Origin of the sequence: Microcoleus sp. B4-C2 (assembly GCF_036705265.1) — a bacterium.
Taxonomy (GTDB): domain Bacteria; phylum Cyanobacteriota; class Cyanobacteriia; order Cyanobacteriales; family Microcoleaceae; genus Microcoleus.
In genome coordinates, this window is the sequence record NZ_JAUBUB010000020.1 from 1 (window position 1) to 26636 (window position 26636).

13 protein-coding genes are annotated in these 26636 nt (G+C 45.7%); 4 read left to right on the forward strand and 9 right to left on the reverse strand.

Annotated elements, in window-relative coordinates; genetic code table 11:
• From QUB20_RS09045 to iscB, 3 genes are all read right to left on the reverse strand, one after another.
• Positions 1-217: hypothetical protein (locus QUB20_RS09045; protein ID WP_333249394.1), on the reverse strand; the 217-nt coding region annotated here is incomplete at its 3' end.
• A 7-nt stretch (positions 218-224) separates the two neighbouring features.
• On the reverse strand, positions 225-5342 hold the full coding sequence (locus tag QUB20_RS09050) for a PAS domain S-box protein (RefSeq protein WP_333249397.1): 5118 nt from the start codon (positions 5340-5342) through the stop codon (positions 225-227).
• A gap of 68 nt (positions 5343-5410) precedes the next feature.
• The gene (gene iscB / locus QUB20_RS09055) at positions 5411-6685 is read right to left on the reverse strand and encodes an RNA-guided endonuclease IscB (RefSeq protein ID WP_333249399.1); all 1275 of its coding nucleotides are present in this window, start codon (positions 6683-6685) and stop codon (positions 5411-5413) included.
• A gap of 433 nt (positions 6686-7118) precedes the next feature.
• Here iscB and QUB20_RS09060 point away from each other — a divergent pair, with 433 nt between their 5' ends.
• A complete protein-coding gene (locus tag QUB20_RS09060) occupies positions 7119-10931 on the forward strand; it encodes a sugar-binding domain-containing protein (protein ID WP_333249401.1) in 3813 nt (1270 codons plus the stop codon).
• Between the two features lie 85 nt (positions 10932-11016).
• Here the strand turns inward: QUB20_RS09060 and QUB20_RS09065 are convergent, their stop codons facing one another.
• From QUB20_RS09065 to dnaK, 6 genes are all read right to left on the reverse strand, one after another.
• Positions 11017-11262, reverse strand: a complete 246-nt coding sequence (locus QUB20_RS09065) for an HNH endonuclease (RefSeq protein ID WP_333249403.1) — start codon at positions 11260-11262, stop codon at positions 11017-11019.
• A 9-nt stretch (positions 11263-11271) separates the two neighbouring features.
• On the reverse strand, positions 11272-11589 hold the full coding sequence (locus QUB20_RS09070) for a KGK domain-containing protein (RefSeq protein ID WP_333249405.1): 318 nt from the start codon (positions 11587-11589) through the stop codon (positions 11272-11274).
• 255 nt (positions 11590-11844) lie between these two features.
• The gene (locus QUB20_RS09075; protein WP_333291304.1) at positions 11845-12306 is read right to left on the reverse strand and encodes a KGK domain-containing protein; all 462 of its coding nucleotides are present in this window, start codon (positions 12304-12306) and stop codon (positions 11845-11847) included.
• A gap of 184 nt (positions 12307-12490) precedes the next feature.
• On the reverse strand, positions 12491-14926 hold the full coding sequence (locus QUB20_RS09080) for a dynamin-like GTPase family protein (RefSeq protein ID WP_333249410.1): 2436 nt from the start codon (positions 14924-14926) through the stop codon (positions 12491-12493).
• A 535-nt stretch (positions 14927-15461) separates the two neighbouring features.
• Entirely contained in the window at positions 15462-16622 is a 1161-nt protein-coding gene (locus tag QUB20_RS09085; RefSeq protein ID WP_333249412.1) for a J domain-containing protein, read from the reverse strand.
• 124 nt (positions 16623-16746) lie between these two features.
• Positions 16747-18855, reverse strand: coding sequence for a molecular chaperone DnaK (dnaK, locus tag QUB20_RS09090; protein WP_333249414.1), 2109 nt, complete (start codon positions 18853-18855; stop codon positions 16747-16749).
• Between the two features lie 55 nt (positions 18856-18910).
• Between dnaK and QUB20_RS09095 the strand changes: the two genes are divergently transcribed.
• The 3 genes from QUB20_RS09095 to QUB20_RS09105 all read left to right on the forward strand — a co-directional run bounded on the left by QUB20_RS09095 (position 18911) and on the right by QUB20_RS09105 (position 26620).
• Positions 18911-19051: a hypothetical protein gene (locus tag QUB20_RS09095; protein WP_333249416.1), complete on the forward strand. Its 141-nt coding sequence runs from the start codon at positions 18911-18913 to the stop codon at positions 19049-19051.
• Positions 19052-19412: 361 nt separating this feature from the next.
• Positions 19413-22838 (forward strand): helicase-related protein, encoded by a 3426-nt coding sequence (locus tag QUB20_RS09100; RefSeq protein WP_333249418.1) that lies wholly within the window; start codon positions 19413-19415, stop codon positions 22836-22838.
• A 263-nt stretch (positions 22839-23101) separates the two neighbouring features.
• Complete coding sequence (locus QUB20_RS09105) at positions 23102-26620, forward strand: Eco57I restriction-modification methylase domain-containing protein (RefSeq protein WP_333249421.1); 3519 nt, start codon at positions 23102-23104, stop codon at positions 26618-26620.
• The last annotated feature ends 16 nt before the right edge of the window (positions 26621-26636 follow it).

Here is a 26636-nt window from a genome sequence, read left to right on the forward strand (position 1 = left end):
GCCTGTTCCACAAAGAGTGAATTTTCTTGTGGAACAGGCCGAAAAGCCTGTTAAGCGAGAATGGTGCAAGATGTGAGTTGTAACCAGCGGCGATCGCCCGATCGCGGTCTTGTTCGCTAGCATAAGCTGTCAGCGCCACGGCCGGCAAGCGCTTGATTTTGTCGGATGCGGACGATCGCACTTTGCGGATCAGCGAGTAGCCGTCCTCAATCGGCATAGCGATATCACGGACTAAAATATCCGGCGGCGACTCCTCTCAACTGCCCCTTCTTACTCCGAGGCTGTTTGAGTGGCAGTGTCACCGTAAATGTCGCACCCTGGTCTTTACCGGGACTTTCCGCAGTCACAGTACCCCCGTGGAGTTGCACCAAGTGCTCGACGATCGCCAATCCCAGTCCCAAACCGCTGTCAGCCTTAGTTTTCGAGGCGTCTGCTTGTCGGAAGCGATCGAACACGTAGGGCAGAAACTCAGCAGGAATGCCCTTTCCGGTATCGCTGACAGTAATTTGCACGTAATTGGGTGATGAAGAATCGCTAACAGCCACCGCAGACAAGCGCACTTGCACATTTCCCCCCGAAGGCGTAAACTTCACGGCGTTACTCAGCAAATTCCACACTACCTGCTGCAACCTCTGGGCGTCGCCCCACATCAAGCTGACTGCGGGGTCAAGTTCTAACGAAATGGTGACAGACTTGGCATCGGCTGCCAAACGAACTGAATTATGAGCCGCCTCGATCGTCCTTACCATGTAGAACCAGCCGGGTTTCAGAACCAGTTTGCCTTGAATAATCCGGGAAACATCGAGCAAATCTTCCACTAGCTGGATCTGCACCTTCGACTGACGCTCAATGGCTTCCAAACCCGAAGCTAATTTATCTTGGTTGTTGGGGTGGGCGCGCAGGATCTGTGCCCACCCCTGAATCACATTTAAAGGCGTTCGCAATTCGTGGGAAAGAGAGTCTAGAAACTCGTCTTTCCGGCGACTGATAGCTTCTGCTTCCGCCCGCGCGGCTTGTTCGCGCTCGAGCAACTGAGCGCGTTGGGCCTCGACTTGCTTGCGATCGCTGATGTCGGCGATGATTGACATACAGTTGATATTGCCGTTGCTGTCGCGGACTGGAGTTGCCCACAAACTGATGTCTAGCGAGCTGCCGTCTTTCCTTTGGCGGTGGGTTTCCATGCCCGCGATCGCCTTTCCAGCGCGAATTTTTTTCAAATTAGCCGTGAATTCTTCCCGCTTGTCTGCGGGAAGGCAGGGCACAAATTGACCTACCGCTTCTGATTCATTCCAGCCAAAAATCCTCTCGGCTGCTGGGTTCCACATTTTCACAGTGCCGTCGTCGCAGTCCAAAACGGTAATTGCTAGGGGACAAGCCTGAATCAAGGCTTCTAAAGTTTGATGGATGTGCGATCGCGCTGCTTCTGCTTCTTTGCGATCGCTGATATCGACGTTCACCCCGATCATCCGCCAAGGCAAACCCCGATCGTCCTCAAACACCTTAGCCCTGCAAGCAATCCAGCCCACGCTTTTGTCCGGGCGGCAAATGCGGAACTCTATGTTTAATTCCTCCCCGGAAGCCCCCGCAGCTTGCACCTGCTGTTCGGTAACAGTGCGATCGTCTGGATGCACCATTTCCACCCAACTTTGATAGCTGTCGATACCGCCTGCAGGCAGCCCGTACAAAGCCTCTAACTCCGGCGTACAGGCGACCTCGTTGGTTTGGATGTTCAATTCAAAACTTCCGATTTTGCCTGCTTGCTGAGCGATTTGCAGCCGTTGTTGATTGTGTTTGAGTTCTGCTTCCACCCGCGCGATCTCGGTCAAGTCGATGTAGAATGCGACGATCGTCTCTGGTTCGCGGTTGTCCGCGCACAGAGTGGTTCCGCCCATCAGAATCGGCACGCGACTGCCATCTTTGCGGATGTACTCTTTCTTGAAAGGAGTTGCGACTCCCTGAACCCGCAGTTCCCCGGCCGCTAAGGCGTCGAGATGCAGGTATTCGGGGGGGGTCATTCTGTCCCAACGCATTTTACCGGAGAGCAAGTCTGAGCGGGTGTAGCCGACCATGTTGAGCAGGGATTGGTTGGCGTAGGCGATGCGGCCACTAAAATCGCCGATCGCAACTCCGAAAATATTTGACTCGAACAGCCGCCGGAATATGGCTTCGCTTTGCTGCATTACCCGTTTTGCTTGGTTGCGATCGGTAATTTCGGCAATCACGGTGCTGACTCCCAGGAGTGTTCCTGATTGATCGCTCACTGGGTAAAAGCTGATTTGCCAATCCCGTAAAACTCCCGGCTGTTGCTTGGTTTCTGCCTTAATTTCCAAGTCGAGCACGGGGGTTTGTGTCGCCAGCACTTGGCGGTAAATTCGCTCTACAATATCGGCCATTTCGGGAATTACTTCTCTAACGGTGCGCCCGATGTGTTCTGGGATCGATCGCCCGTTGATCGCAGCGAGGCATTCGTTCAGGCGGATGTAGCGCAAATTTGTATCGACAAAGCACAGCCCGACTGGTGTGGTTTTGTAAACTAAGTCGAGTTCTGCTAGTTGGCGGCGAATGCGTATTTCGTTTTCTCGAAGTTGATTTTGGGCTTGTTTGCGATCGGTGATATCTAGTACGAAGAATGCTCCTTTGTCTGTGCATCCTTGGAAGTTTCCGCCGCCGACTAAAACTGGGAACCGCGTGCCGTCTTTGCGGATGTATTCTTTTTCAAAAGGCGCGCAACTTCCTGATGCTTCGACTTGCGCGAGGGCGATGCGATCGAGTTCTATATATTCCGGCGCCGTGAGTTCCCTCCAGTGAATCTGTCCCGAAACTAAGTCTTCCCTCGTATATCCGATCATTTCCAGCAAGGCGTCGTTAGCGTCAGTAACTTCCCCGTTGCCATCCCAGAAACCGATGCCTATCATGTTAGATTCTACCACACTGCGGAAGCGCATTTCGCTTTCCCGCAAAGCTAATTCTGTTTGTTTTGCTGCGGTAATATCTGTGATAATTAGGCCAACTCCGATTATTTCTCCCCTTTCATTTTTCACTGGGTAGTAGTTGGCTACCCAGTAGCCGAAATATCCTGGTTTTCCATCAGGTTCGCCGCTAAATTCTATGTTTAAAACAGGCTGACCGGTGTCTAAAACTTGCTGAATAATCGGGGCAAATTTGGCGGCGGATTCAGGCAACAATTGCCGGAAATCTTGGCCGATATGCTGTTCTGCGGGCAAACCGTGGAGTTCTGCTAAGACTTTATTGATACGGATGAAGCGCATTTCGCGATCCAGAAAGCAAATGGCTAGGGGAGATGCTTCTAACAGCGCGTCAATTAAGGCAAAGGATTGCGATGTTTGAGATAGTGCTTGTTGCGCTTCTGCGTAAAGTCTGGCGTTGTCTAGGGCGATCGCCACGCGGTATGCTAAATCTTCTAGCATTGCCATGTCTTCTGCACTGTAGCGGCGGCCAAACTTTGAGGTAAAGCAAGTGATGGAACCCATTACCCGCCCGCGAGCTCTCAGCGGTACGCAAGCGTGAGATCCGATATTGAGCGATCGAAGTATTTCCAATTCTGCTGCATTTTCGGCTCCTGCTGCTAAAATCTCCTCATCCACTTCGGCAATTAGTTCGGATTTGCCGCAGCGGATTACCAGCGGATAGCCGTTAACAGCATTTTCGGCGATCGAACTGCGGATGCTGAAGTTATTAATAGTCTCAACTGTGGAGGGTTCTGCGTGAGCCACAGCGACTAGACGCACTTTTGACCCCGTTTCGGTCAAATGAATGCAGCACCCATCCGCGATCGAATTTATTGCTAATTCGGCTACCTTTTGCAGCACCGTTTCCCCGTCAAACGCATCAGCCAGCATTTTGCTGACTTCTGCTAAAAATGCCGAGCGCTGCTGTTCTATTTCCGCTTTTTCCCTTGCTGTTTGCTCAATTGTTAACTGCAATCTTTGAGTTTCTGCAAGTTTTATTTCTGTGATATCGCGGGCGACAATTAAGGCTGATTCTGGTACGCCATTTTTGTCAAATTCTGGAACTACGCGGGATTGATAACTTCGGATGCCATTGATTGATAAAGCCTGAAATTCTACAATTTCTTCTTGACCTGTTTCTAACACTTTGTGCAGGGTTTCATCCCACATCTGGCACTGTTCTGGCGGTATTCCTATTTCTTGACTGGTTTTACCAAGGAAGAATGAAAGCGGTTTTCCTTGGCTTCTTTCAACGGCTTGATTGACATAAATATAACGCAGCTCTTTGTCAGTGCGGATAATTATATCTGGCGTATTTTCTAGCAGTGTTCTCAGTTGCTGTTCGCTATTTGCCAAAGCTGCTTGCGCTTGTTGTCTTTCCGTGACATCTCTCACCGTGCCCACGTATCCGATGAGTTCGCCGGAGTCGCAGAACATCGGCGATGAACAAACGTTAATCCAGCGCACAATCCCCTCTGGTGTTTGCAGGCGATACTCGATCGCATATTCCCCACCTTGCCGAGTATAATCCAGCCATCGGCTCAATACGCGATCGCTGTCTTCCGGGTGAATGCACTTCTCCCAACCGTCTCCTAAAAGTTCTGTCAAACTCAAGCCGCAAATAGCCTGACAGCGTGGGTTTGCATAGGTGTAGCGCCCCTGGGAATCGGCCATAAAAATGCCGACAGGCGAACAGGAACTTAAACAGCGAAATCGTTCTTCTTGAGCTTGCAGCGCTTCTTTAGCTACTGTCAGTTCTGCTGTGCGTTCTTTGACGCGAGTTTCTAGGTTAGTGTAGGATAATGCTAGGGCTATTTCTGCTTCTTTGCGATCGGTAATATCAATACCAGTTCCTATCACATATTCTACCAAACCATCGCCATCTATGGTCACAGTATTCGACCAAGAAATTAAGCGCTTGTCCCCATTTTTAGTGCGCCAATAATTTTGATACTCGCTGTTAAAGTTTTCGACATTGAGCTTGGTAAAAACAGTTTTAACTGGCTCTACTTCTTCGGAGATTAAGAACACATCCCAAACACATTTATTGAGCACTTCTGCTGTCGAGTAGCCTGTAATTTTTTCGCAAGCTTGGTTAAAGCGCACAATCCGTCCTTGGTTGTCTAGGACTACAATTAAGCAAGCCGTCGTGTCAATTACTTTGGAAATAATATTACGTTCAATTTCTATTTCTGGTTCTGCGAACTTTAAGCCAGCATACCAAGCGATAACCGCAGCGGCAAAAAGTAAGATTGCAGGAACTTCCTCGAAGAAAAAAAGTAACAGAGTTGTCAGCAGTAAAGCCGTGCCGGCACTAAATGTAGCAATACTGTAAGATTTAATGGGTAAGGGCAAGACCTGAAACCGACTCATTTTGGTTGACCTGTAGCGATGGCGCGATCGGATCAAATCTAATCGCTTATTCAGTGGACAAAAGTGGATTATGCGGCATAACTGTATCCATCGACTCTATGAACCCCAAGGCAATATTTAGCCCTAACGGGGCTAACCTTGCCCACCTGTGTAACCATTTCAAACACCCCCGTTGCGCGAACACTTAAGCGCCCAACATGAGTTCCGGTAAATTTCCCAGTAGGCAAAATAGCACGAATTATATCGCCAGTTTGAAAGCCAAAAAAAGCTTTCTGTCTAGTACGATGTCTGATGGGAAACCCATATTTGTTAGTCGTGCACATTCGGCGAGTTCCCCATCCTTTTGCAGTTATCAGCAAGGGCTTGGTAATTTTTATCGACAACTTTTCCACCACGCCAACACAAGCAGCGTCTAAGTAGTGACGCTTTTGAACACCTAATTTGACGCGATTGAATTTGGTTCGACCACCAGTCCCAAGATCGACTGGCAATCCAGTTTCTTTAAGCCTTTGGTACAATGCCCATCGGGTAGAGTTAACAGCAGCAGCATCTTTTAATGGTAATTTTGAAGCGGCTAAAATCCGCCTGAGAACATCAGGTTTCTTACTTAGGAATTTCTCAATTGGGTCATTTCCTTTTTTCTGGTTGCAATCATGGCAAGCCAAGGTAAGGTTGCTAACCCGATTTGTCCCCCCTTTGCTCGACGCCAAAATATGCTCAATTTCTAACCGAGTATTTTCTACTCCACAGTAAGCGCATTTCCTTCCCCATTTTGCTAACAAATATTCCTTGACTTCAAACCCTGCTAACTCGCCTCTTTGATACTCTGTACCACTGATTTCCGGGTTCATCAAAGCTTGCGTATCAAACCGTACTAACTCCTGAGAAATACCCGTAATAAGCGCCCACTTTATGAGCCTATTCACCCAAGTTAGAGTAGTTTTCACTCGATGATATAGCGTCGGAGCTAACCAGCCTTTTTTACGGGTTCTATTGAGAAATCGTGGTTGACGATAACGAGTTTTACGATGCCGCCGATTACGACGAATGGCTCTGCGGGATTCCAATGAATCTTTGATCGCTTGCCCACGATGGGTTAATTCAGCACCCCAGATAACCGCATCATTCGAGAGTAATGCTAGGCCAGTAGTTTTAGATCCCGGGTCTATTTTTAACTGGATAGGCTGAGTTATTTCTGCTGATACAGTTTTTAAGATGATCGTAAAAGGAAAGTGACGAAAAACGGCAGCTTTTCTTTGGGTAAGAAGTAAACGAGCTAATCCTGGATGAACAGGATTAAGGGGGCGTTTGTTGGTGTCAATAACAAAGACAAAGTTGGACATCTTATTTAAAACTCTGATTGCTCAGGTAATTTTTTCCTCGTCAAAGTTACTCCGGCTTGTTTGGCTCAACTCACTTCCTTAGCTAAATACAGATGTTTAAAGTTGAACGACAGAGCAAAAAGCTGGAAAGCACTTTTTGGTGTCTTGACCGGAGTAACGTAGCTATTTGCTGAGACTGGCTATCTCTCACCAAATGCACGGGTTGTCCAGTGTTGTTTAGTGTTTAGCCGATAGCACTATTGCTTATGTCGATGAAACAACCTTGTTAAAACTTAGTTAAAACTAAGTATTTATTTTTTCTATACAAAACCACATTTGTCGGCTCTTTGCCATCTTCCCAGAGACAGATTGGCTGCGGGATTGCTGCTGAAGCAACTGCTATCATAGATCAAGGGACAAATGAGATTATCTAATTTCTGGGAGCAATAAGCGAGTGAATCACAAGCTGGCCAAAATTATCGGATTATTTTTCGCAGCCGCCACCCTCTTTGGATTTGTCGGTTATGCGCTGCAAAATCCCAACTTCGCCAGCAGCTCAGCGATATCGATCGGCTTCCCCAATCTTACCACCGCGGCCTTCGGGGCGATCGACAACAAACGATCCCAAATCTATCTCAACGGAAATTGGCAATTTGTCCCCGCAGTTGGCAACCCCCAAAACCCCCCCGTCTCGCCAAATTGGGGCTCCATCCAAGTACCCGGAGACTGGCAAAAAGAAAACAACCAATCCGTACCTGGAATCATCACTCGCGGCAGCGGCAAAGATTGGGAAAACTTCAACAGTAAACAACTATCAAAAGCTTGGTATCAGAGAAAAATAGACATTCCCGGCGACTGGACAAACCGCCGAATTTTTCTCGACTTAGCCAGAGTTAGCACCGATGCAGTCATCTTTGTCAACGGCATTAACTGCGGTCAAATCCCCTGGCCCTACGGCACTATTGAAATTACCAAAGCAGCAAAACCAGGTCAAAACACCCTATCTATTTTAGTGGTGGCAGTATCCGATGAAAAGGAAAAAGCCGTCATCATGGGCCCCACAGAAATCTACACAGAAAAATCCAACTTGCAATCGCGGGGAATCATCGGCGAGGTACGGCTTCTGAGCCTTCCCCCAGGCCCGCTAATTAGGGACGTATTCGTCCAAACTTCCACCCGAAAAAAGCAAGTTAAATTAGATATTGAACTCAAAGACGTTGCCCAAAGCGGTCAAGTAGAAATAATAGCGCAAATGCTGGACGAAAAAGGCAAAGTAGAACAAAAATTTACAGGCACTGCCAACGTTAAAGCTAAACCTATTCAAACCCTACAAGTTCAGTGGAATTGGCAAAATCCCCGTCTTTGGGATGTCGGGGAACCAAACCTTTACACCCTACAATTAGAAGTAAAAGGCAGCGGCATTGACACGCAATACGACCAACCTTTTGGCTTCCGCGAATTTTGGATAGAAGGGCGCAAATTTTTCTTAAACGGAACTGAATTTCGGCTGCGACCAAACTTGCACTCCGATACTTGGCAAGGCGGGACAGTAGAAGTTGCTGACAGCCTAATTGATGGCTACGTAAAAGCAGGTTTTAACATAACAGAAATGTGGCCTTGGAATCACGACGAACGGGGTAGATGGCACTTCCGAGAGTTATTTTCCGAAAGAGCAGACCTCAAAGGTTTTCCCATTATGGCTCCCGCTTTAGACATTAGTCCTATCGCTTGGAACGGCAAGTGGAAGAACCCCCTGTGGAAAAACCGCTGGAAAGACCGAATGGTGACTGAAATGCGCCGTTACCGCAATCATCCATCAGTATTAATGTGGGCGACAAGTCCTAATTTTTTCGGCAACGCTGACGATTTAAATCCCCGTCGCATCGGCAAAAGCAAAGTAGAAGGAACTCTCAGTCCCTCGGAAAACCAGCGTTTGCGGGTCAACACTCCCCTAGGAAATGACGCTTTAGCGACGATTAAATCTGCCGACCGAACCAGACCTGTGATGGTACACCAAGGCGCACACTTCGGCGATGTTTATGCGCTGAATTCTTATTTAAATCTGATTCCCTTGCAAGAACGAGAAGAGTGGATTTCTGAGTGGAGCAAAACCGGGGAAAGGCCCTACATGGCAGTCGAGTTTGGGACTCCTCTGCACGCAACGATGATGCGGGCCCGCAAAGGTTTTGGTCAGGCAATTGTCAGCGAACCTTGGATGACTGAGTTTGCGGCAATTTATTTTGGCAAGCAGGCTTACGAGTTGGAAACTGCCGCTTATAAATCTAAAATTCGCGAGCAGTTTATCAATGGTCAGGAGTATCAAAACTGGCATATTAAAAAAGAGTTGGATTTTGCACCCGCTTTTCAAAAGTTGCAGCAGTTATTCAGTACAAATACTTGGCGGAGTTGGCGGACTTTTGGAATGTCTGGGGGGATGATTCCTTGGAATGACGGACATGGTTGGGAACTTTCCGAAGCTGGCAGAAAAAAGGTGGATATTGGGGCATTTAAACCTGGTCGCCGGGGAGTTTATTTGAAGCAAGTATCGAATAATCTTTTGAATTATTACCAGCCCGAAGCTTACACTGTTCATCCTGGGGGCGAGGCAATTATGAATAATAATAGCTCGACTTTGGCTTGGATTGCTGGTGCTAGCCCGGTTTTTACTGCGAAAGATCACAATTTGTTTGTGGGCGGAAAACTGGCTAAGCAAGTAGTGTTAATTAACGATACGCGGACGGCGCAAGAATTTGCGTTTAATTGGCGGGTTTTGGTGGGGGGGGAAGAAGTTAAAAAAGGCGAGCAAAAAGGGACGATTGAGCAGGCAGGAACGCTGTTTTTCCCAATTGACGTAAAATTGCCAAATACCATTTCTAGCAAGGCTGACGGCGAAATTCGCTTGACTGCGCGAGTGGGCGATCGATCGCATTCTGATACATTTGCTTTCCGCGTTTTTCCCAAACAATCCAACATCAAAGATGCGGTGACAATTTTCGACCCAGCGGGCAAAACATCGGCCATGTTAAAACAATTAGGTTATCAGCTTGTACCGTGGAATGGTTCGCAAGTTTCATCGCTATTAATTATCGGTAGGGAAGCATTTTCTAGCGGGGAAAATTGGCCGGGAAGTTTAGAAAGTTTTGTGCGAAACGGCGGCAAAGCAATTGTGTTTCCTCAACGCAGGGAATGGCTGGAAAATACAGGTTTCCGAGTTGCTGCCCACGTCAGCCGGCGCGCTTATCCAGTTGACAGCAACCATCCCGCAATTAGCGGTTTAGACAGTGAAGATTTGCGGGATTGGGTGGGGGAAAGCACGTTGCTTGAAGCTTATCCAGATACGATCCAAACTGGCCCTAATTTGAGTCCGGCAAATAAACCTTGGTACGGCTGGCGTTGGGGAAATCGCGGCGGTGTCAGTAGCGCTTCTATTGAGAAACCACACCGCAGCGGTTGGCGCCCAATTTTGGAATCTGAGTTTGATTTAGCTTATTCGCCGCTGATGGAATTGGATTACGGAAAAGGGCGGCTGATTTTAAACGAGTTGGATTTGGAAGACCATTATTCTGTAGATGCTGGGGCGGCGCAGTTAGTGCAACAAATTGTGAGTTACGGGATGAATTCTCCGGTACTTGGAAAGCCGGATCAAGTGGTTTTAATTGGGGGAGATGAGGATGCCCAAAAGTTGGACAGTTTGGGGGTAATTTATCAGCGCGCTAGTTCGCTTTCTAATGATGTTGGTTTGGCGATTGTGGGGAGAGAAGCGAATCTGAAAGATGCAGATTTGCGCGGTTATTTGAATGCTGGCGGGAAGGCGTTTTTCTTGCCGCGTCAAGTGCCTGCTGCGGGTTTGGGCGTGGGTTTGCAGCAAGCGCAGGATTTTGGGGGTTCGCTGGCGGTTCCGAGTTGGGATGAAGTGAAGGGGGTTAGCGCTTCTGATTTGCGATCGCGCTCTTTTTATGATACTTGGTTGATTAAGTCTGGGGGAGAAGTCGGCGCTGACGGTTTGTTAAGTCGGGTAAAAGTGGGCAAGGGTGTGGCGATTTTTTCTCAGATTGAACCGGACAGTTTGAATGCTGATACTAAGACTTATTTGCGTTTTACTCGCTGGCGGCAAACGAGGGCAACTGCTCAGATTTTGGCTAATTTAGGGGCTAGTTTTAAGGCGGATGGATCTGTGTTTAACGGTTCGAGTGGGGAGTTTTATCACTGGGATTACAGAACGGATTTTGAGAAGGGGGACGATCCTTATCGGTATTATCGATGGTAGGATTTTTTAACCGCAGAGGGCACAGAGGACGCAGAGGAAGAGAAGAGAGAGATGAATAATGCTGATTTTATTATACTGTTAAATATCACAGGTCAAAGTGTCGCCTGAAGCGCGGGTCTAGTTTGTCGGTTTTCTTTTGGTTGCAGGTGCCGCAGAGGGTTTGCAAGTTGCTGATGTCGTTGCTGCCGCCGCGGGCTAGGGGGATGATATGATCGATCGACAGTTGGGTTTCTAGTTTGGTTTGACCGCAGCTTTGGCACTGGTATTTATTGCGAGTAAATACATATTTTCTGACTTCGGGTGGAATGGGAATTCTGGGGGTTTTAGACATCTTTTTTTGCTAACTCTCTTTAGGCATTTTTTGACGCAAATCTTCGAGAGGAGAAACAACTTTAGTATCTGCTGATTTTCCAGTTTCGGCAATTTCTCCAACTTCAAGCTCTTCAGGCTGAAACTCTAAAGTAATTCTCACTTTTCCTCTTTGCCAACTCTTCGCACCAGGCTTAAGTATTTTACAATCTATTCCTTCTCTAAACCAAGTTTCTTTTAATTCTGTCCATCCCGCTTGAGCTTTTATTAGAGTCATCATCGCTGCAATAAACTCACTTATTGTAAAGGTGCGGTTGGTGACTAAAATGTGATCCGAATATACAGACACTACATCGTCACGTTTCAGTTAATCAAAGTTATCATTCATTTTTATTTCCGGTTTTGGCTATTGTAATTATAATGGTTTTTGGTAAGAATTCTACAAGTGTTATTTAGCTTAACTTTATTGGGTACTTGAGCCAACACTACATCACCGCGCCGTAAGTCCATCGGCAAACTTCGGGTGGAATGGGAATTCTGGGGGTTTTAGACATGATGATTTTTAAGCGCAGATGAACGCGAATGAACGCGGATGTTTGATGGATTAGCTGGGTGAGTTTTCTTGATTGAGAAGTTGGCGGCGCAAATCATCGAGGGGGGATTCTGGTTGGCTAGTTTCTGATTCGTTGTTTTCTGGTGTTTCTTCGACTTCGGGTTTCTCTTGGCAAAATTCTATAGTGACATTGAGTTTGAGTCTAATCTTTCCTTTCTGCCAGCCCTGAGCACCCACTCTGAGAATTTCACAATCTATACCTTCACCAAACCATTTCTCATATAAATATCTTATGTTATGTAATTTACCACCATGAAAATTACCGTCACGACCTACATCAATAATTATTTTCTGTTCGCTTAAGGAATTAGTGAGTGTCTCTCCTAACCCATGTTCAGGAAAAACTCTATTTACTGTTTCCTTGAGTTTTTCTACTTTAAGCATTGCGTTACCAAAAGATAAAGCATCATCATTGCCGCAGTTGTGCAAATCAACTTTATTTTTCATATTCATTGCTAATTTATTTAAACTGTCATCCTAACTATTTTAGAGTAGTATCTCTCTTTTGGCAAGAATCCCGGCGAATAGAATTCGCCGCTATACAAACGATGCCCGCCTCCGCGCACTAAGAATGTTTTCAACCCGCGAAGGCGGGTTTTGTCTGTGTAGCCGCGATTTCCGATCGCCAAAATTGCAATTATTCACCATCCACCGAAACGCTATCATTTTGTCCAATTACAGGCAACAAATGCTCGTGCAACTTCATCGCCTGCAAACAACTATTAATTCCCGAAACTGCCCGATCGTACTCTTTGATCTTTTCTTCATTCTCAGCTTGCCGCCGCAGATTCCCAGCAATCTTTTCCTCCGCCTCCTGTGCCAAAGTTTGCTCCAAATAATCGCGGGCTTGACTGTATTTCTGCAAAATATCATCAGCTTGCTTTTGGGCCAGCGGCAACAAATGCTCTTTCAGGGTTTGGTTGACAGTTTGGCGGAAAGTTTGCCGAATAGTTCTAGATACTTTTGGCTCAAAATCCAGCCGCAATAATTGCCGAATTGCAGGTTGGGCGTCCACCATGTTTTCGCAGTCGAAACCTTGAGAAGTTTGCTGCAATGTTTCCCGGAATTGATAAATCGAAAATGTGCCTTCGTCGTAAAAACGGGGACTTTCTCGCACGTAGCGATCGCACTCAACGCCCGCCGCATTTACCAAAGCATCAGAAACCCGCTTTGATAACTCCTCTAACTGCTGTTCAATGCCCCCATCATTCCCCAACAACCGATAGAGTAATCGATAGTATTCCGACTTGCGAACGCTATCTTTCAAATACTGGAAATAATTATCAACCAGTGACTTAGTAGCCTCTACTAAAATATCTTCCAACTGATTAGCTAAATAATAAAGTGCTTCAACTAAAACAGCAATTAAAGGTGCTGTAGCATTGCGGGGATGATTGCGTAAAGTACGTCCGTAAGCCGCCTCAACAGAAAATCCGTCTAACAATTCATCCAAGCGGCGGATCATCCGAGATTGCAATTGCCGAAAGTCTATATCGAAAATATCGCATCTGTTCATAATCATTTCATTGACTTCTTCGGCGATATGTTCCCGAAAATCCTGTCCGACTTGCTGCAACTCTTGATTTAGCCGCAAAAGTTCTTGTGCTTTCATCGCTTCAATTTCGCGGGGCTGGCTGTCCAAATTCCGCTGAATTGTTTGGTAATGTTTCCGCAGTTGAATGCACAAATCTTCTAAATCGTCAGCGAGATTTTTGAACAGTTGCGGGCGTTTTTCTTCGGTGAGGTAACGGGTGATGGCTGTGCGAAAATCTTCGATACCGCTATCTTGAATTAATTGAGTAATTAATGGTTGTCCTTGCTCTGCAAGAATCCGCACGTAGTTTTCATTTGGTGTTTCGTAGCTGTTAACTGAAATGCGAAATTTGCTGGGAGACAGTTTGCCGGAATTCGCACAGTAGCGATTAAATTCACTAACAAATTGCGGAGTTTCTTCACTAATACCGATAAATTCTGAATCTAATTTATCATCTACAGAAACTCGCGGTTGACTGGTGGCAAAGATTGTATTTAAACCAAATCGATCGCGCCCTGTTGTCCCTCGAATCAAACTCCCGTAAAATCCCAACAATCCGCTAGTTTTGTAAACTCTCGCAGTATCGCGAAAGTCGGAATTAATCAGATTTTCTAAGCGCTGTCGCAGTTGCGTGTTGTACCAAGTTTCGTCAATGCGGTTGAAAATGTAAAACAGTCGATCGCGAATTCCCGGATTTCCCCGTGTTTTTTCCATCAACTCGGTTTCTTCCGTCGTCATTTCCCCAGACGAAGCCGCTTTCAAAACGCAGACAACCGCCGAAGTATCCGGGCTTTCAATCTTATCATAAGTCAATTCTGCATCCCGCTGCACCGGCGCATCAATTCCCGGCGTATCGATAATAATATTGCCATCTTGCAGCAGCGGATGATAACAGTAATATTCAACTCGCTTGAGTACAGCACTGTTACTACCGCGACGGGCATAACTAGCAGCTTCCTTGAGATTGGAGAAGTTAAACTGTTCCATCGAGTAGGTAGCGTTTTCGAGAGTTTGGATGCGATCGCGATTCGCTTCAAACCCTTCTAACAGCAGCATCAAAGCCTTAGCTTTTTTGGCGACCTCGGATTTATTTTCGCCGCCTTCCGTTTCAATAATTATGTTACATCCCTGAGACAACAGCGACACTACATCTGTTTGATTAATATTAAGTTCAGTAGCTAAACCTAACTGATGGCAAAGCACAGAAGCTTGCTGGCTAATCTCAAACTCGCTCAAAAAAGTGAGAACCACGCGCTCTTTTTCCGGCTCAGCAAAGGCGATATAACATTCAGTACCTGTCGCGTGTCCTTCAGCACTGTAGAGCAATTCTCGCTCCAGCAAAGCATTAATCAGCATTGATTTTCCCGCACTGAAAGCGCCAGCAAACACAATCTCAAACTCAGGAGAAATTGCCTTTTTTAGAGAAGCTTGTACCGCCGTGATATCTTGTTGTCGCAAAGAGGATTCCTGACGCAGCAGTTGCAGTAAGGAGTCAACTTGCTCTTGCAGATTGTTGCATTGAGGGGGCATTTGAGTCATCGCGGCAGACTGCTCCTGATTGTGGGAAAATTACCTTAGTATTAATTCTCTGCTAGTTCAGGAAGAATCACAACAGTAATTTTACTTATGCGATCCGGGATTGCTGAAAGTGCGATCCTCTTCGAGGGCTCCGCTAACGGCTATTCTGGCGACAAATCCTATCGTTTACGGTTGTTTCGGAATTATTAAACCGCAGAGGCCGCAGAGGGCGCAGAGGAAGAGAAGAGAGAGATGAATAATTGCTATACCCACGCATTTGATATCGTCTATTTACAGCCAAGTGGCTAAAGGTAATATCTCAGTAAAATTTATCCAAGTATCTCCTAATTTTTCGTACACAATTAGTAGTAATATCATGTCCGGTCGAGCGATCGCGATTTTTGTAGGGGCTCCCCTCACCAACAATACCTGCCAATAATTGACCATCTCAAAAACCCGCCCTGACCGGGATATTATTGTTAATCGAGCTGACATGATATAAGGCACGCATTATTGCGCCCTTATAAAATTAAACTGGCGCATTGCGTACTCTATATTAAACCGATAAATCCTGACGCGGTTTAAAAGACTCAACCTGCCGCAACTTTTCGTATAATTCCCGTTCCTCCTCGCTAATTTCTTTGGGAATTAACACCTGAATTTCTACCAATTGATCGCCCCGATCGCCATTTCCGGTCGGATAGCCCTTGTTAGCCAGCCGCAACCGCTTTCCAGACGTTACTCCCGGTGGCAATTTCATTTTCACTCTACCATCCAGCGTCGGTACTTCCACATCTCCACCCAACACCGCTTCGCTGGGAGTCAATGGCAATTCGCAGCAAATATCCGACATTTCCAAGCGAAAAAAGGGATGGGGAGAAACTGTGATTTTCAAATATAAATCTCCGCCGCCCATACCTTGATTTCGCAAGCGAATCCGCTGGCCTGATACCATAGCAGCAGGCAGAGTCACCTCGATCGCTCGCCCATCTTCCAAACGAATTCGCTCGGTACCGCCCGAATAAGCCCTTTCCAAAGGCAGAGTCAGCCTGGCTTCAATGTCTCTTCTGGGTTCGCGATCGACTGTTTCCCGTCGCATTTCGCGATCGTCCACATCCCTTCTGGTTTCGCGATCGACTGTTTCCCGTCGCATTTCGCGATCGTCCACATCCCTTCTGGTTTCGCGATCGACTGTTTCTCGTCGCATTTCGCGATCGTCAAAATCCCTTCTAGGTGGGCGAGAATTAGCCACATAACTCGTTTTCTTAGAAGCCGTACTCCACGGTTCAGAGGAGGCTACTCCCTGTGTATCATTCGCTGTCGCCATCCTCACTTCCCGGCGTCTTCCGAGCACTTGGTCGAGAAATTTATTAAAATCCGAGTAATCACTAAAATCGACATCTTCGGTCGGTTTTTTCCGGGTAGTTTTAGTGTTTCCCCAAGTTTTGAAATTGGGAAGTCGCACCCCTTGCTTTCCTTGAAATCCCTTTTGTTTCCAGAATTTACTAAACTGATCGTATTGAGCGCGCTTCTCGATATCGGAAAGAATATCATAAGCTTCATTAATATCCTTAAACTTATCTTCAGCAGATTGATCCCCTGGATTTACGTCAGGGTGCAACTGTCTGGCTAGCCGTCGATAGGCTTTTTTTATCTCATCAGCCGTGGCATCTTTGGGCACTCCCAAAATTAGATAGTAATTGCGAAAATTCTGCATAGTTAGTCATTAGTCATTAGTTATTAGTCATGAGTTATTAATTATTAGTCATTAGTCATTAGTCATCCTCCTTCCCTGCTTCAAACTAGGGACTAATGACTAGGGACTAATGACTAACCACTAATTAGAGCCAATCGTCGTCATCATCCCAATCGTCGCTTTGATTTTGATAAGGGCGAGTGGGGCGATTAGCACTGCTTCTACGATCGCCCATTCGATCGCCCATGCGATCACCCATGCGATCGTTCATACGATCGCCGGTGCGATCATAGGGGCGATCGGGAATTGGATCGACAGTCGATCGCCTGTACGGTTTAGCATTGGTATAATAGCTGCTGTCATCGCTGCGCCGCTTGGTACCGTCGCCCGTAAAAGTCCGCTTCACAGACTCAAAGAAATCATCATCATCGTCATCATCAGCAAAAGCTGAAACTTCCCGGCTCAAATCGTAAAGAGCATCTTGCAAATCCGAACCAACTTGGTCAACTCCCCGCTCATCATTGCGTTCCAAACTGTCTCGCAATTCCCGAATTAAAGTTTCAATTCGCTGGCGACTTCTTTGAGCAAACTGCATTCCGCGATCGAGCGCAACTTCTCGCAACTGCCGCTCAGCTTGATAAGCTAAAGCTTCAGCGCGATTGCGTTTTTCTACCCTTTCCCGCTGCAACTTATCAGCTTGAGCAAACTGTTCCGCATCGCGAATCATTTGATTCACTTCCTGCTGACTCAGCGTCGAAGCACCTTGTACAGTAATGCTTTGTTCCCTGCCGGTAGTTTTGTCCAAAGCAGTCACCAACAGCATCCCGTTAGCATCAATATCAAAAGCTACTTGCACCTGCGGAATCCCCCGCGGTGCCGGCGGAATTCCAGTTAGTTTAAACCGTCCCAAAGACTTATTATCTCTGCCTAATTCCCGTTCCCCTTGGATGACGTGAATTTCTACCACAGTTTGGTTGTTTTCAGCAGTCGAAAAAATGTCCGATCGCCTGACGGGAATAGTAGTATTCCTCGGAATCAGTTTTTTCATCACCCCGCCGATCGTTTCCAAACCCAGCGACAGCGGCGTCACATCCAACAGCAGCACATCGCGGACATCGCCACCCAAAATACCCGCCTGAATTGCCGCACCCACCGCCACAACTTCATCGGGATTGACATTTTGATTCGGTTCTTTATCAATCAAGTTGCGAACAACTTCCTGCACCAAAGGAATGCGAGTCGAACCGCCGACTAGCACAACTTCATCAATGCGAGAAGGACTCAAACTTGCATCAGCCAAAGCTTGTTTGACTGGACGCCGTAGCCGCTGCACCAAATCTGTGCACAGCCCCTCAAATTGACCGCGAGTTAGTCGCGTTTCCAGATGCAAAGGCCCGTCTTCGTTCGCATCGATAAACGGCAAATTAATCTCGGTGACACCGACTCCCGACAGCTCAATCTTGGCTTTTTCTGCCGCTTCGATCAAGCGCTGCAAAGCTTGGCGATTTTTCCGCAGATCGATGCCTTCTTTTTCTAAGAATTGTTCTGCCAACCAATCAACAATTTTGGAGTCAAAATCATTGCCACCTAATTGAGTATCGCCGCTAGTTGCTTTAACTTCAAATACTCCGTCTCCCACGTCTAAGATAGAGACATCAAAAGTACCGCCGCCCAAATCAAACACTAAAATAGTTTGACTTTCTCGCCTCTCCAAACCGTAAGCCAAAGAAGCCGCCGTCGGCTCATTTAAAATCCGCTTAACTTCAAGTCCGGCAATTCGTCCCGCATCCCGCGTCGCCTGTCGCTGCGAGTCGTTGAAATAAGCGGGAACAGTAATTACAGCCCCCGTCACCTCTTGTCCCAGATAGCGGCTAGCTTCATCGGCCAGTTTCCGCAACACCATCGCCGAAATTTCCTCTGGGGCAAAATCTTTTTTCAGGCGGGGACACTTGACTTTGATGTTCCCGTTGTCGTCGCGGCGAGTTGTGTAAGGGACGCGCTTTGATTCTGGAGTCAGTTCGGTATATTTGCGTCCGATGTACCGCTTGACGGCGTAAAAGGTGTTTTGCGGGTTGAGAACAGTTTGGCGTCGGGCCATCTGTCCCACAAGGCGTTCTCCTTCCTTTGTGAAAGCGACTACCGAGGGAGTTGTCCGCATCCCTTCTGCATTGGCAATCACAACCGGTTTGCCGCCTTCCATGACGGCTACTACTGAGTTTGTTGTTCCGAGGTCAATGCCAACTACTTTACCCATGCGTCACTTGTCTCCTGTGGCGTTGTGTGTAACTTTTTCAATATAAGCGTTAAGTATGATTGCACTTATTGTACCGCGTCGAGAAGCGGGGGCTGCAGGGGGATTGCCTCACCTGCGGTTCAGGTTGCTGGGTGTGGTTGGGTGCGATCGACCTTTTTTCGATACGGTTTGGCGCAGCAACCGAGGAGCAAATTGATTAGAATGGAGAGCAAAAGTTATATCTATCATTAACATAGAGGTAGCCTGAATGACCGGATTACAAGTATTGTAGTCAGTTGAGTTTCTCAATCTAAAAGGCAAACAAGTTGCTGTCTTAGATGTCGAAACTTGGCAAGCACTCATCGAATAGTTAGATACTTTATAGGAATGCTCGCATCATTTGTGAATTTCTTAACTCCCTCCCCTTGATAAGGGGAGGGTTGGGGTGGGGTCAAAAGTTTACGACTCCTGCAAGGATTGCTATAGTGAGGACTTTAGTCCTTCCCTGTGATTTTTTAAGGACTAAAGTCCTTACTACAAACTTTTTTATGTACAACTAATATAACAGAGGAAACCCAGTGCCGCGCATTTTTGACAACATCGAACAATCGCTGCTACCAGCATTGCGAGACACCATTAAACTCTCCTATCGGGCAGATTTTTGTGTGGGCTATTTCAATCTTCGGGGATGGCGGAGAATTGGCGATTTAATAGAAGCATACGTGGGAAACCAAGGAGCCTGCTGCCGCCTTTTGGTGGGAATGCAAAGTTTGCCGGCCGATGAATTGAATGCTAGTTTTAGCCTGATTTCCCATCACGGGGGGATTGACAATAATGCCATTATTCGGCTCAAAAAACGGATGGCTGAGGAATTTCGCCACCAGTTGACGATCGGCGCTCCCAGTGATATAGATGAGCAGGGATTACGCAGGTTAAGCTATCAGATTAAAACTGGAAAAGTTGTTGTTAAATTATTCTTAGCTTATCACCTACACGCTAAGCTTTATCTCGTTCACCGTCACGATCCCAACACTCCGATCGTCGGTTTTTTGGGCAGCAGCAATCTGACTTTATCGGGATTGTCAAAACAAGGGGAATTGAATATTGATATTTTAGATTCAGATGCTTGTAATAAGTTGCAAAAATGGTTTGACGATCGCTGGGAAGAATATGGCTGTGTTGATATTTCCAAAGAACTTGCAGAAATTATCGATCGCAGTTGGGCAAGAGCCGAACTAATTCCACCTTATCACATCTATCTCAACATTGTCTATCATTTGTCCCGCGAGGCGATCGCAGGTATTGCTGAGTTCCAGATTCCCCGCGCTTTTAAGGGTTTATTTAAATTTCAAGAAGAAGCCGTTAAGTTAGCCGCCCGTCACATTACCAGACGGGGAGGCGTGATTATTGGCGACGTTGTAGGGTTGGGTAAAACTTTAGTCGGAAGTGCGATCGCCAAAATTTTACAAGAAGACTGTTTCTTGGAAACCCTGATTATTTGTCCCAAAAACTTGGTAAAAATGTGGCAAGAGTATGCAGACAAATATCGCCTGCTGGCAAAAGTCTTATCCATCAGTCTGGTACAGCAAGAATTGCCAGAATTGCGTCGCTATCGAGTTGTGTTAATTGATGAAAGTCACAACCTCAGAAACCGCGAAGGCAAGCGATATCGAGCGATTCAAGAATATATTGCCATCAACGAAAGTAAATGTATATTGCTTTCAGCAACTCCCTACAACAAAACCTATTTAGATTTATCTTCTCAGTTGCGGCTGTTTATTCCTGAAGACCAAAATTTAGGATTGCGGCCCGAAGCTTTGCTAAATCAATTGGGCGGAGGCAGTCAAGGAGAGTTAGAATTTATTAAGCGGCATCAATGTTCCGTGCGCTCTTTGGCTGCTTTTGAAAAAAGCGAACATCCTGATGATTGGCGAGATTTGATGAAGCACTACATGGTGAGGCGCACTCGCTCTTTTATTAAAGAAAATTATGCGGAAACTGACGCAGAGAAGAAGCGCAAATATCTAGAATTTGTAGATCGCACGCGATCGTATTTTCCCGATCGCCTTCCCAAAACCATTAAGTTTTCCTCGGAAACTTCCACAGCTAACTCCCAGCTTGACTTTGAGGAAATTGTCGAAGTCATCAATGCCCTAAATCTGCCGCGTTACGGGCTGGGAAATTACATCGCCAAAAAACCCAAACAACAGCCGACTGAAGCAGAACAGCGGCAGTTAAATGCCTTATTCCGTGGGGGTCGCCGATTGATGGGATTTTCGCGGACAAACCTGTTTAAACGCCTAGAAAGCAGCGGCAGTGCCTTTATTCAGTCGATCGAGCGCCACATCCTGCGGAATTTTATCTATTTATATGCGATCGACCAAAACTTCGATATTCCGATCGGCACTCAGGATGCAGACTTGTTGGATACCCGCAACAGCGATGAAGATGCTGATTCAGTGGTGGTTAGCAGTTTTGAAAGCGAAGAAATCGAAGATGATGCGGGCGAAACTTTAGATATTGAAGCAGAATTGCTGTTAAGTGAAAAGAGTTTTAAACAGCGGGCAGAAGTTGTTTATCGAGAATATAAAACGCGCTACCCGCGCAGGTTTAAATGGCTCAAATCTGACTTTTTTGATACCAAGAAGTTAAGACGGGATTTGCGAGAAGATGCCCAATGTCTGATAGAAGTTTTGCAAAGTTGCGGTAAATGGCATTCTCAACCCGATGAAAAGTTAGCTGCTTTGGTGAAATTGCTCACAGAAACTCACCCCCATGAGAAAGTATTAATTTTTACTCAGTTTGCCGATACAGTCCGCTATATAACTGATAATTTAACTAAGCTAAATATTGCGGGCGCTGCAGCGGTGACAGGTAAATCAAAAGACCCCACCGAACTCACATTTCGGTTTAGTCCGACTAGCAACGGTAAGCGTGACAAAATCTCCCCAGAACGAGAATTGCGAATCTTAATTGCCACCGACATTCTGAGTGAAGGTCACAACTTACAAGACAGTGCGATTATCGTTAATTATGACTTACCTTGGGCAATTATTCGGTTAATTCAGCGGGCGGGAAGAGTGGACAGAATCGGTCAAAAAGCCGATCGCATTTTGTGCTATTCGTTTTTGCCAGACGAAGGAGTCGATCGCATTATCAACCTGCGCGAAAGACTGCGCCGACGCTTGCAAGAAAATGCCGAAGTTGTGGGAACTGATGAGACATTTTTTGAGGATGACTCACCTCAAGTCATTCTCGATATTTACAATGAAAAATCAGGAATTTTAGATGGCGAAGAAGATGCCGAAGTTGACTTAACATCCGAAGCTTTTCAAATTTGGAAAAATGCCACTGACAACAACCCAATTTTGAAAAAAACCATTGAGTCAATGCCAAATGTAGTTTATTCAACTCGCAATCATACTCCCGCACCCTTGCAACCAGAAGGAGTTTTATTGTACATGAAAACGGCAGAGGGAAATGATTCATTAATTTGGGTCGATCGCGATGGCAATAGCGTTAGTCAATCGCAACTCGGAATCTTAAGAATTGCAGCCTGCGACGAAGCGACACCAGCAATTCCCAGAGACAAACAGCATCACGAATTAGTCACAAAAGGTGCAGAGTTGATAGCAGAAGAAGAGCAAAATGCGGGCGGACAATTGGGCAGGCCTTCCGGGGCCCGGTTCCGAACCTATGAACGTTTGAAGAGTTACTTTAAGGAAATGAATGGTACAATATTTGCATCCGATGAATTGTCAAAAGCCATCGATGAAATTTACCGCTATCCCCTGCGCCAGTCGGCAATTGACACGTTGAATCGGCAGTTAAAAAGCGGGATTGGCGATCGACAATTAGCAGAATTAGTCGTGGGTTTGCGGATGGATGACCGTTTGTGTATAGTCAATGAAGACGAAGACAAACGGGAACCGATGATTATTTGTTCTTTAGGCTTGTTTCAGGAGAAAGCTGTCAGTCCGCCATTCCTCTCACCATCCAGCTAGTCCGCCAGGGAATGAATTCCCTGTCTAATAGCGAAAGTCGTCTAAAGACGACTCATGAATTGAAAATTTTTCTTCTCAGTCCTCTTAAGAGGACTTTCGCTTTGAGACAGGGGTTTCAACCCCTGTCGGACTGTCGGACTGTCGGACTGTCGAACTGTCGGACTGTCGGACTATCTGACTCTCGGTTTAGCCTTAAGTTGACACGCCTTGGGCACGGTGCCGTGTCCCTACTACACTTCTCCCTTCTTCCTTCATATATAACCATGCCACAAACACTTAAAGAATCCCGCGAACTTCTCCAAGACTTTGAATTCAACAAATTGTTTGTCCAAAAACTCGGTTGGGATAATCCATCTTCCCACAAAACCGTATCTGTAGAAATAGAAGGCGAGACTTATTCCCGAAAAGCCATCGCCCAACTTAACGGAGTAGTTGTATATGAAATTATCGCCGATAGCGGAAATATCCCCAACAGCGCCGAAAGACTGACAATTTATCGCGAAATAGTCCAAATTTCCGCCGAAAATCTGTTAATTTTTATTGATGAAAATCGCACCAAATGTCTCTGGTATTGGGTGAAGCGCGAAGGTACAAAACTTTATCCCCGCGATCATGTATACGTGAAACGCGAACCTTGCGATTTGCTGCTGAGTAAAGTGACAGCTTTAAAGGTTGATTTAGAAGAATTAGAAACGCTTTCGGTGATTGATGTCGCCCAAAGATTGCAGGCTGGCTTGGATGTCGAACGAGTAACTAAAAAGTTTTTTGAAGAGTTTAAACAGCAACACGTAGAATTTTTAAGTGTGATTCGCGGCATTGACAAAGAAACAGATAGACGCTGGTATACTTCGGTTTTACTCAACCGCTTGATGTTTGTTTATTTTTTGCAGCGCAAAGGATTTATCGACAGTGGCAAAATGCTGTATTTGCAGGAAAAGTTAGCCGAAAGCAAGCAGCGGGGAACGGATTTATTTTACTCGCAATTCTTGAAAACACTGTTTTTTGAGGGATTTGCTAAACCTCTGGATTTGCGCGAGGAAGGCGTTAAAGAATTAATCGGCGATGTTAAATATTTGAATGGGGGACTGTTTCTGGAACATCCCATCGAACAAAATTATCCGAATATCGCCATACCCGATGCTGCTTTTGAGAAAATATTTAATTTATTTGCCGCCTATTCTTGGAATCTCGATGATACAGTGGGCGGGAAGGAAAACGAAATTAATCCGGCGGTTTTGGGATACATCTTTGAGAAATACATTAACCAAAAAGCCTTTGGTGCTTATTATACCAGGCCGGAGATTACTGAATATTTGTGCGATCGCACAATCAACAAACTAATCCTCGATAGAGTCAACCAATCCCTTAACTCTTCCAACTCTTCCTCCCCCCTTCTTAAGGGGGGCCGGGGGGGATCTCTCGATCAACAAAACAACTCTTCTTCCTCCCCCTCTCCCTCTTCCTCCCCCCTTAGCAAGGGGGGCCGGGGGGGTTCTTCTCCCCACTTTGAAACCATCACCGAACTCCTCACCAATCTCGACGCCAATCTCTGCCGCAGCCTGCTAACAGAAATCCTCCCAAACCTAACATTATTAGACCCAGCCTGCGGTTCCGGCGCGTTTTTAGTCGCAGCCATGAAAACGCTGATTTACATCTATTCAACAGTCATCGGTACAAGCAAGTTTTTAAATGATCGTTACCTCAATGACTACCTAAAAGACATCGAAAAAGAGCATACTTCACTCAACTACTATATCAAAAAACGGATTATTAGCGATAACCTCTACGGCGTGGATATCATGCCGGAAGCAGTGGAAATTGCTAAATTGCGACTGTTTTTAGCCTTAGTTTCGGCGGCGCAGAATGTCAGCGACTTGGAACCGTTGCCGAATATTGATTTTAACATCATGGCGGGCAATTCCCTGATAGGATTACTTCGGGTAGATGACGCAGAATATGAAGGAAGTGGAACTCAGTTAAATTTGTTTCACAAGACATACAGACAAGTATTAGAGGAGAAAAACCGTCTAATTTCTATTTACCGTCATGCGACTACCTATAGCCAAAACTTGCAGAGTTTACGAGATGAAATTGCCGAAAAGAAAGCGCCGGCTATCGAAAATCTTAATAAGATTTTGTTGGAAGATTTCAAAGAGTTAAAAATTAAGTTTGAACAAGCACAGATTAGCGGTAAGCCGATTAAGCGTACCCTGACTCTCGCTGATATAGAAGCTTTGAAGCCTTTTCACTGGGGCTATGAGTTTGATGAGATTTTGCATCAACGGGGCGGTTTTGATGCGATTATTACCAATCCACCTTGGGAAACCTTTCAACCAGACGCGAAAGAATTTTTCTTAGACTATAGTGAAACTGTATCCAAGAAAAAAATGGATATTAAAGATTTTGAAGCGGAACTTGAAGTTATATTAGCTGATGAAATTATCAAGCAAGAATGGCTAAAATATAAGAGCGAATTTGCTCATCAGCGAGAATTTTTTAGATTTGCCGAGCAATACAAAAACCAAGTACCAATTATAAATGGTAAGCGACACGGGAAAGATGTTAATCTTTATAAACTTTTTCTAGAACAATGTGTTAATCTTTTGCGTTCAGGTGGGGAATGCGGGATTGTCATTCCTAGCGGAATCTATACAGACTTGGGGGCTAAGAAACTTCGGGAAATTTTGTTTAATCAAAATCAAGTTACAGGTTTATTCTGTTTTGAAAACCGCCACTTGATTTTTGAGGGAGTTCATCGGAGTTTTAAATTTGTTGTCTTAACCTTTGAAAAAGGTGGCACAACCAAAGATTTTCCGGCACAATTTATGCGCCATGATGTTCAAGAGCTACAACATTTTCCTGATGAAAATAGCCCATTAATGAGTGTTGATTTAGTAAAAAAACTTTCTCCTGATTCCCTGTCAGTAATGGAGTTGAAAAACAAAGTCGAATTTCAGATTGCTGAAAAAATGGTTAAATTTCCATTACTGGGGGAAAAACTTAATAACAAATGGGATTTAGAACTACATCGGGAATTTAATATGACTGATGATGCTTTCCTTTTTCATAAAAACCAGACACCCGGTATGTTAGCTCTTTATGAAGGTAAAATGATTCATCAGTTTACTCACCTGTATGCTGAACCGAGGTACTGGGTAGATGAGCCAGAAGGGAGGAAAGCTTTATTAGGGAATAAAGCTATAGATAATGGTCAAAAATTAGACTATCAATTTTATCGCTTCGCATATCGTGCAATTGCTAGGAGTACCGATTCTCGAACTCTTATTGGTACAATACTGCCTTCAAAAGTAGTTTGTGGTAATTCTCTCAATATTGCCTCTCCAACTCAAGAAAATAAATATACATTATTCATTTGTGCTGCACTAAATAGTTTTTGTGTAGATTTTGCATTGCGTCAACAAGTGTCAGCCAACATTAATATGTTTTACATATACCAACTTCCTGTACCGCGATTAACATCAGGTGACAAATATTTCACCGACATCGTACAGCGCGCCGCCAAACTGATCTGCACCGCCCCAGAATTTGACGAATTAGCCCAAGAAGTCGGCTTAAACTCCCACCGAGAAGGCGTTACCGATGAAACAGAACGCGCTCAATTGCGAGCCGAATTAGACGGCATCATCGCCCACCTTTACGGATTAACCGAAGCAGAATTTGCCTATATTTTGACTACTTTTCCGATCGTCCCAGAAGCCGTCAAACAAGCAGCATTAGCGGCCTATCACACCTTTGCAGCATCACCCGGAGATCCCCCCTAACCCCCCTTAATAAGGG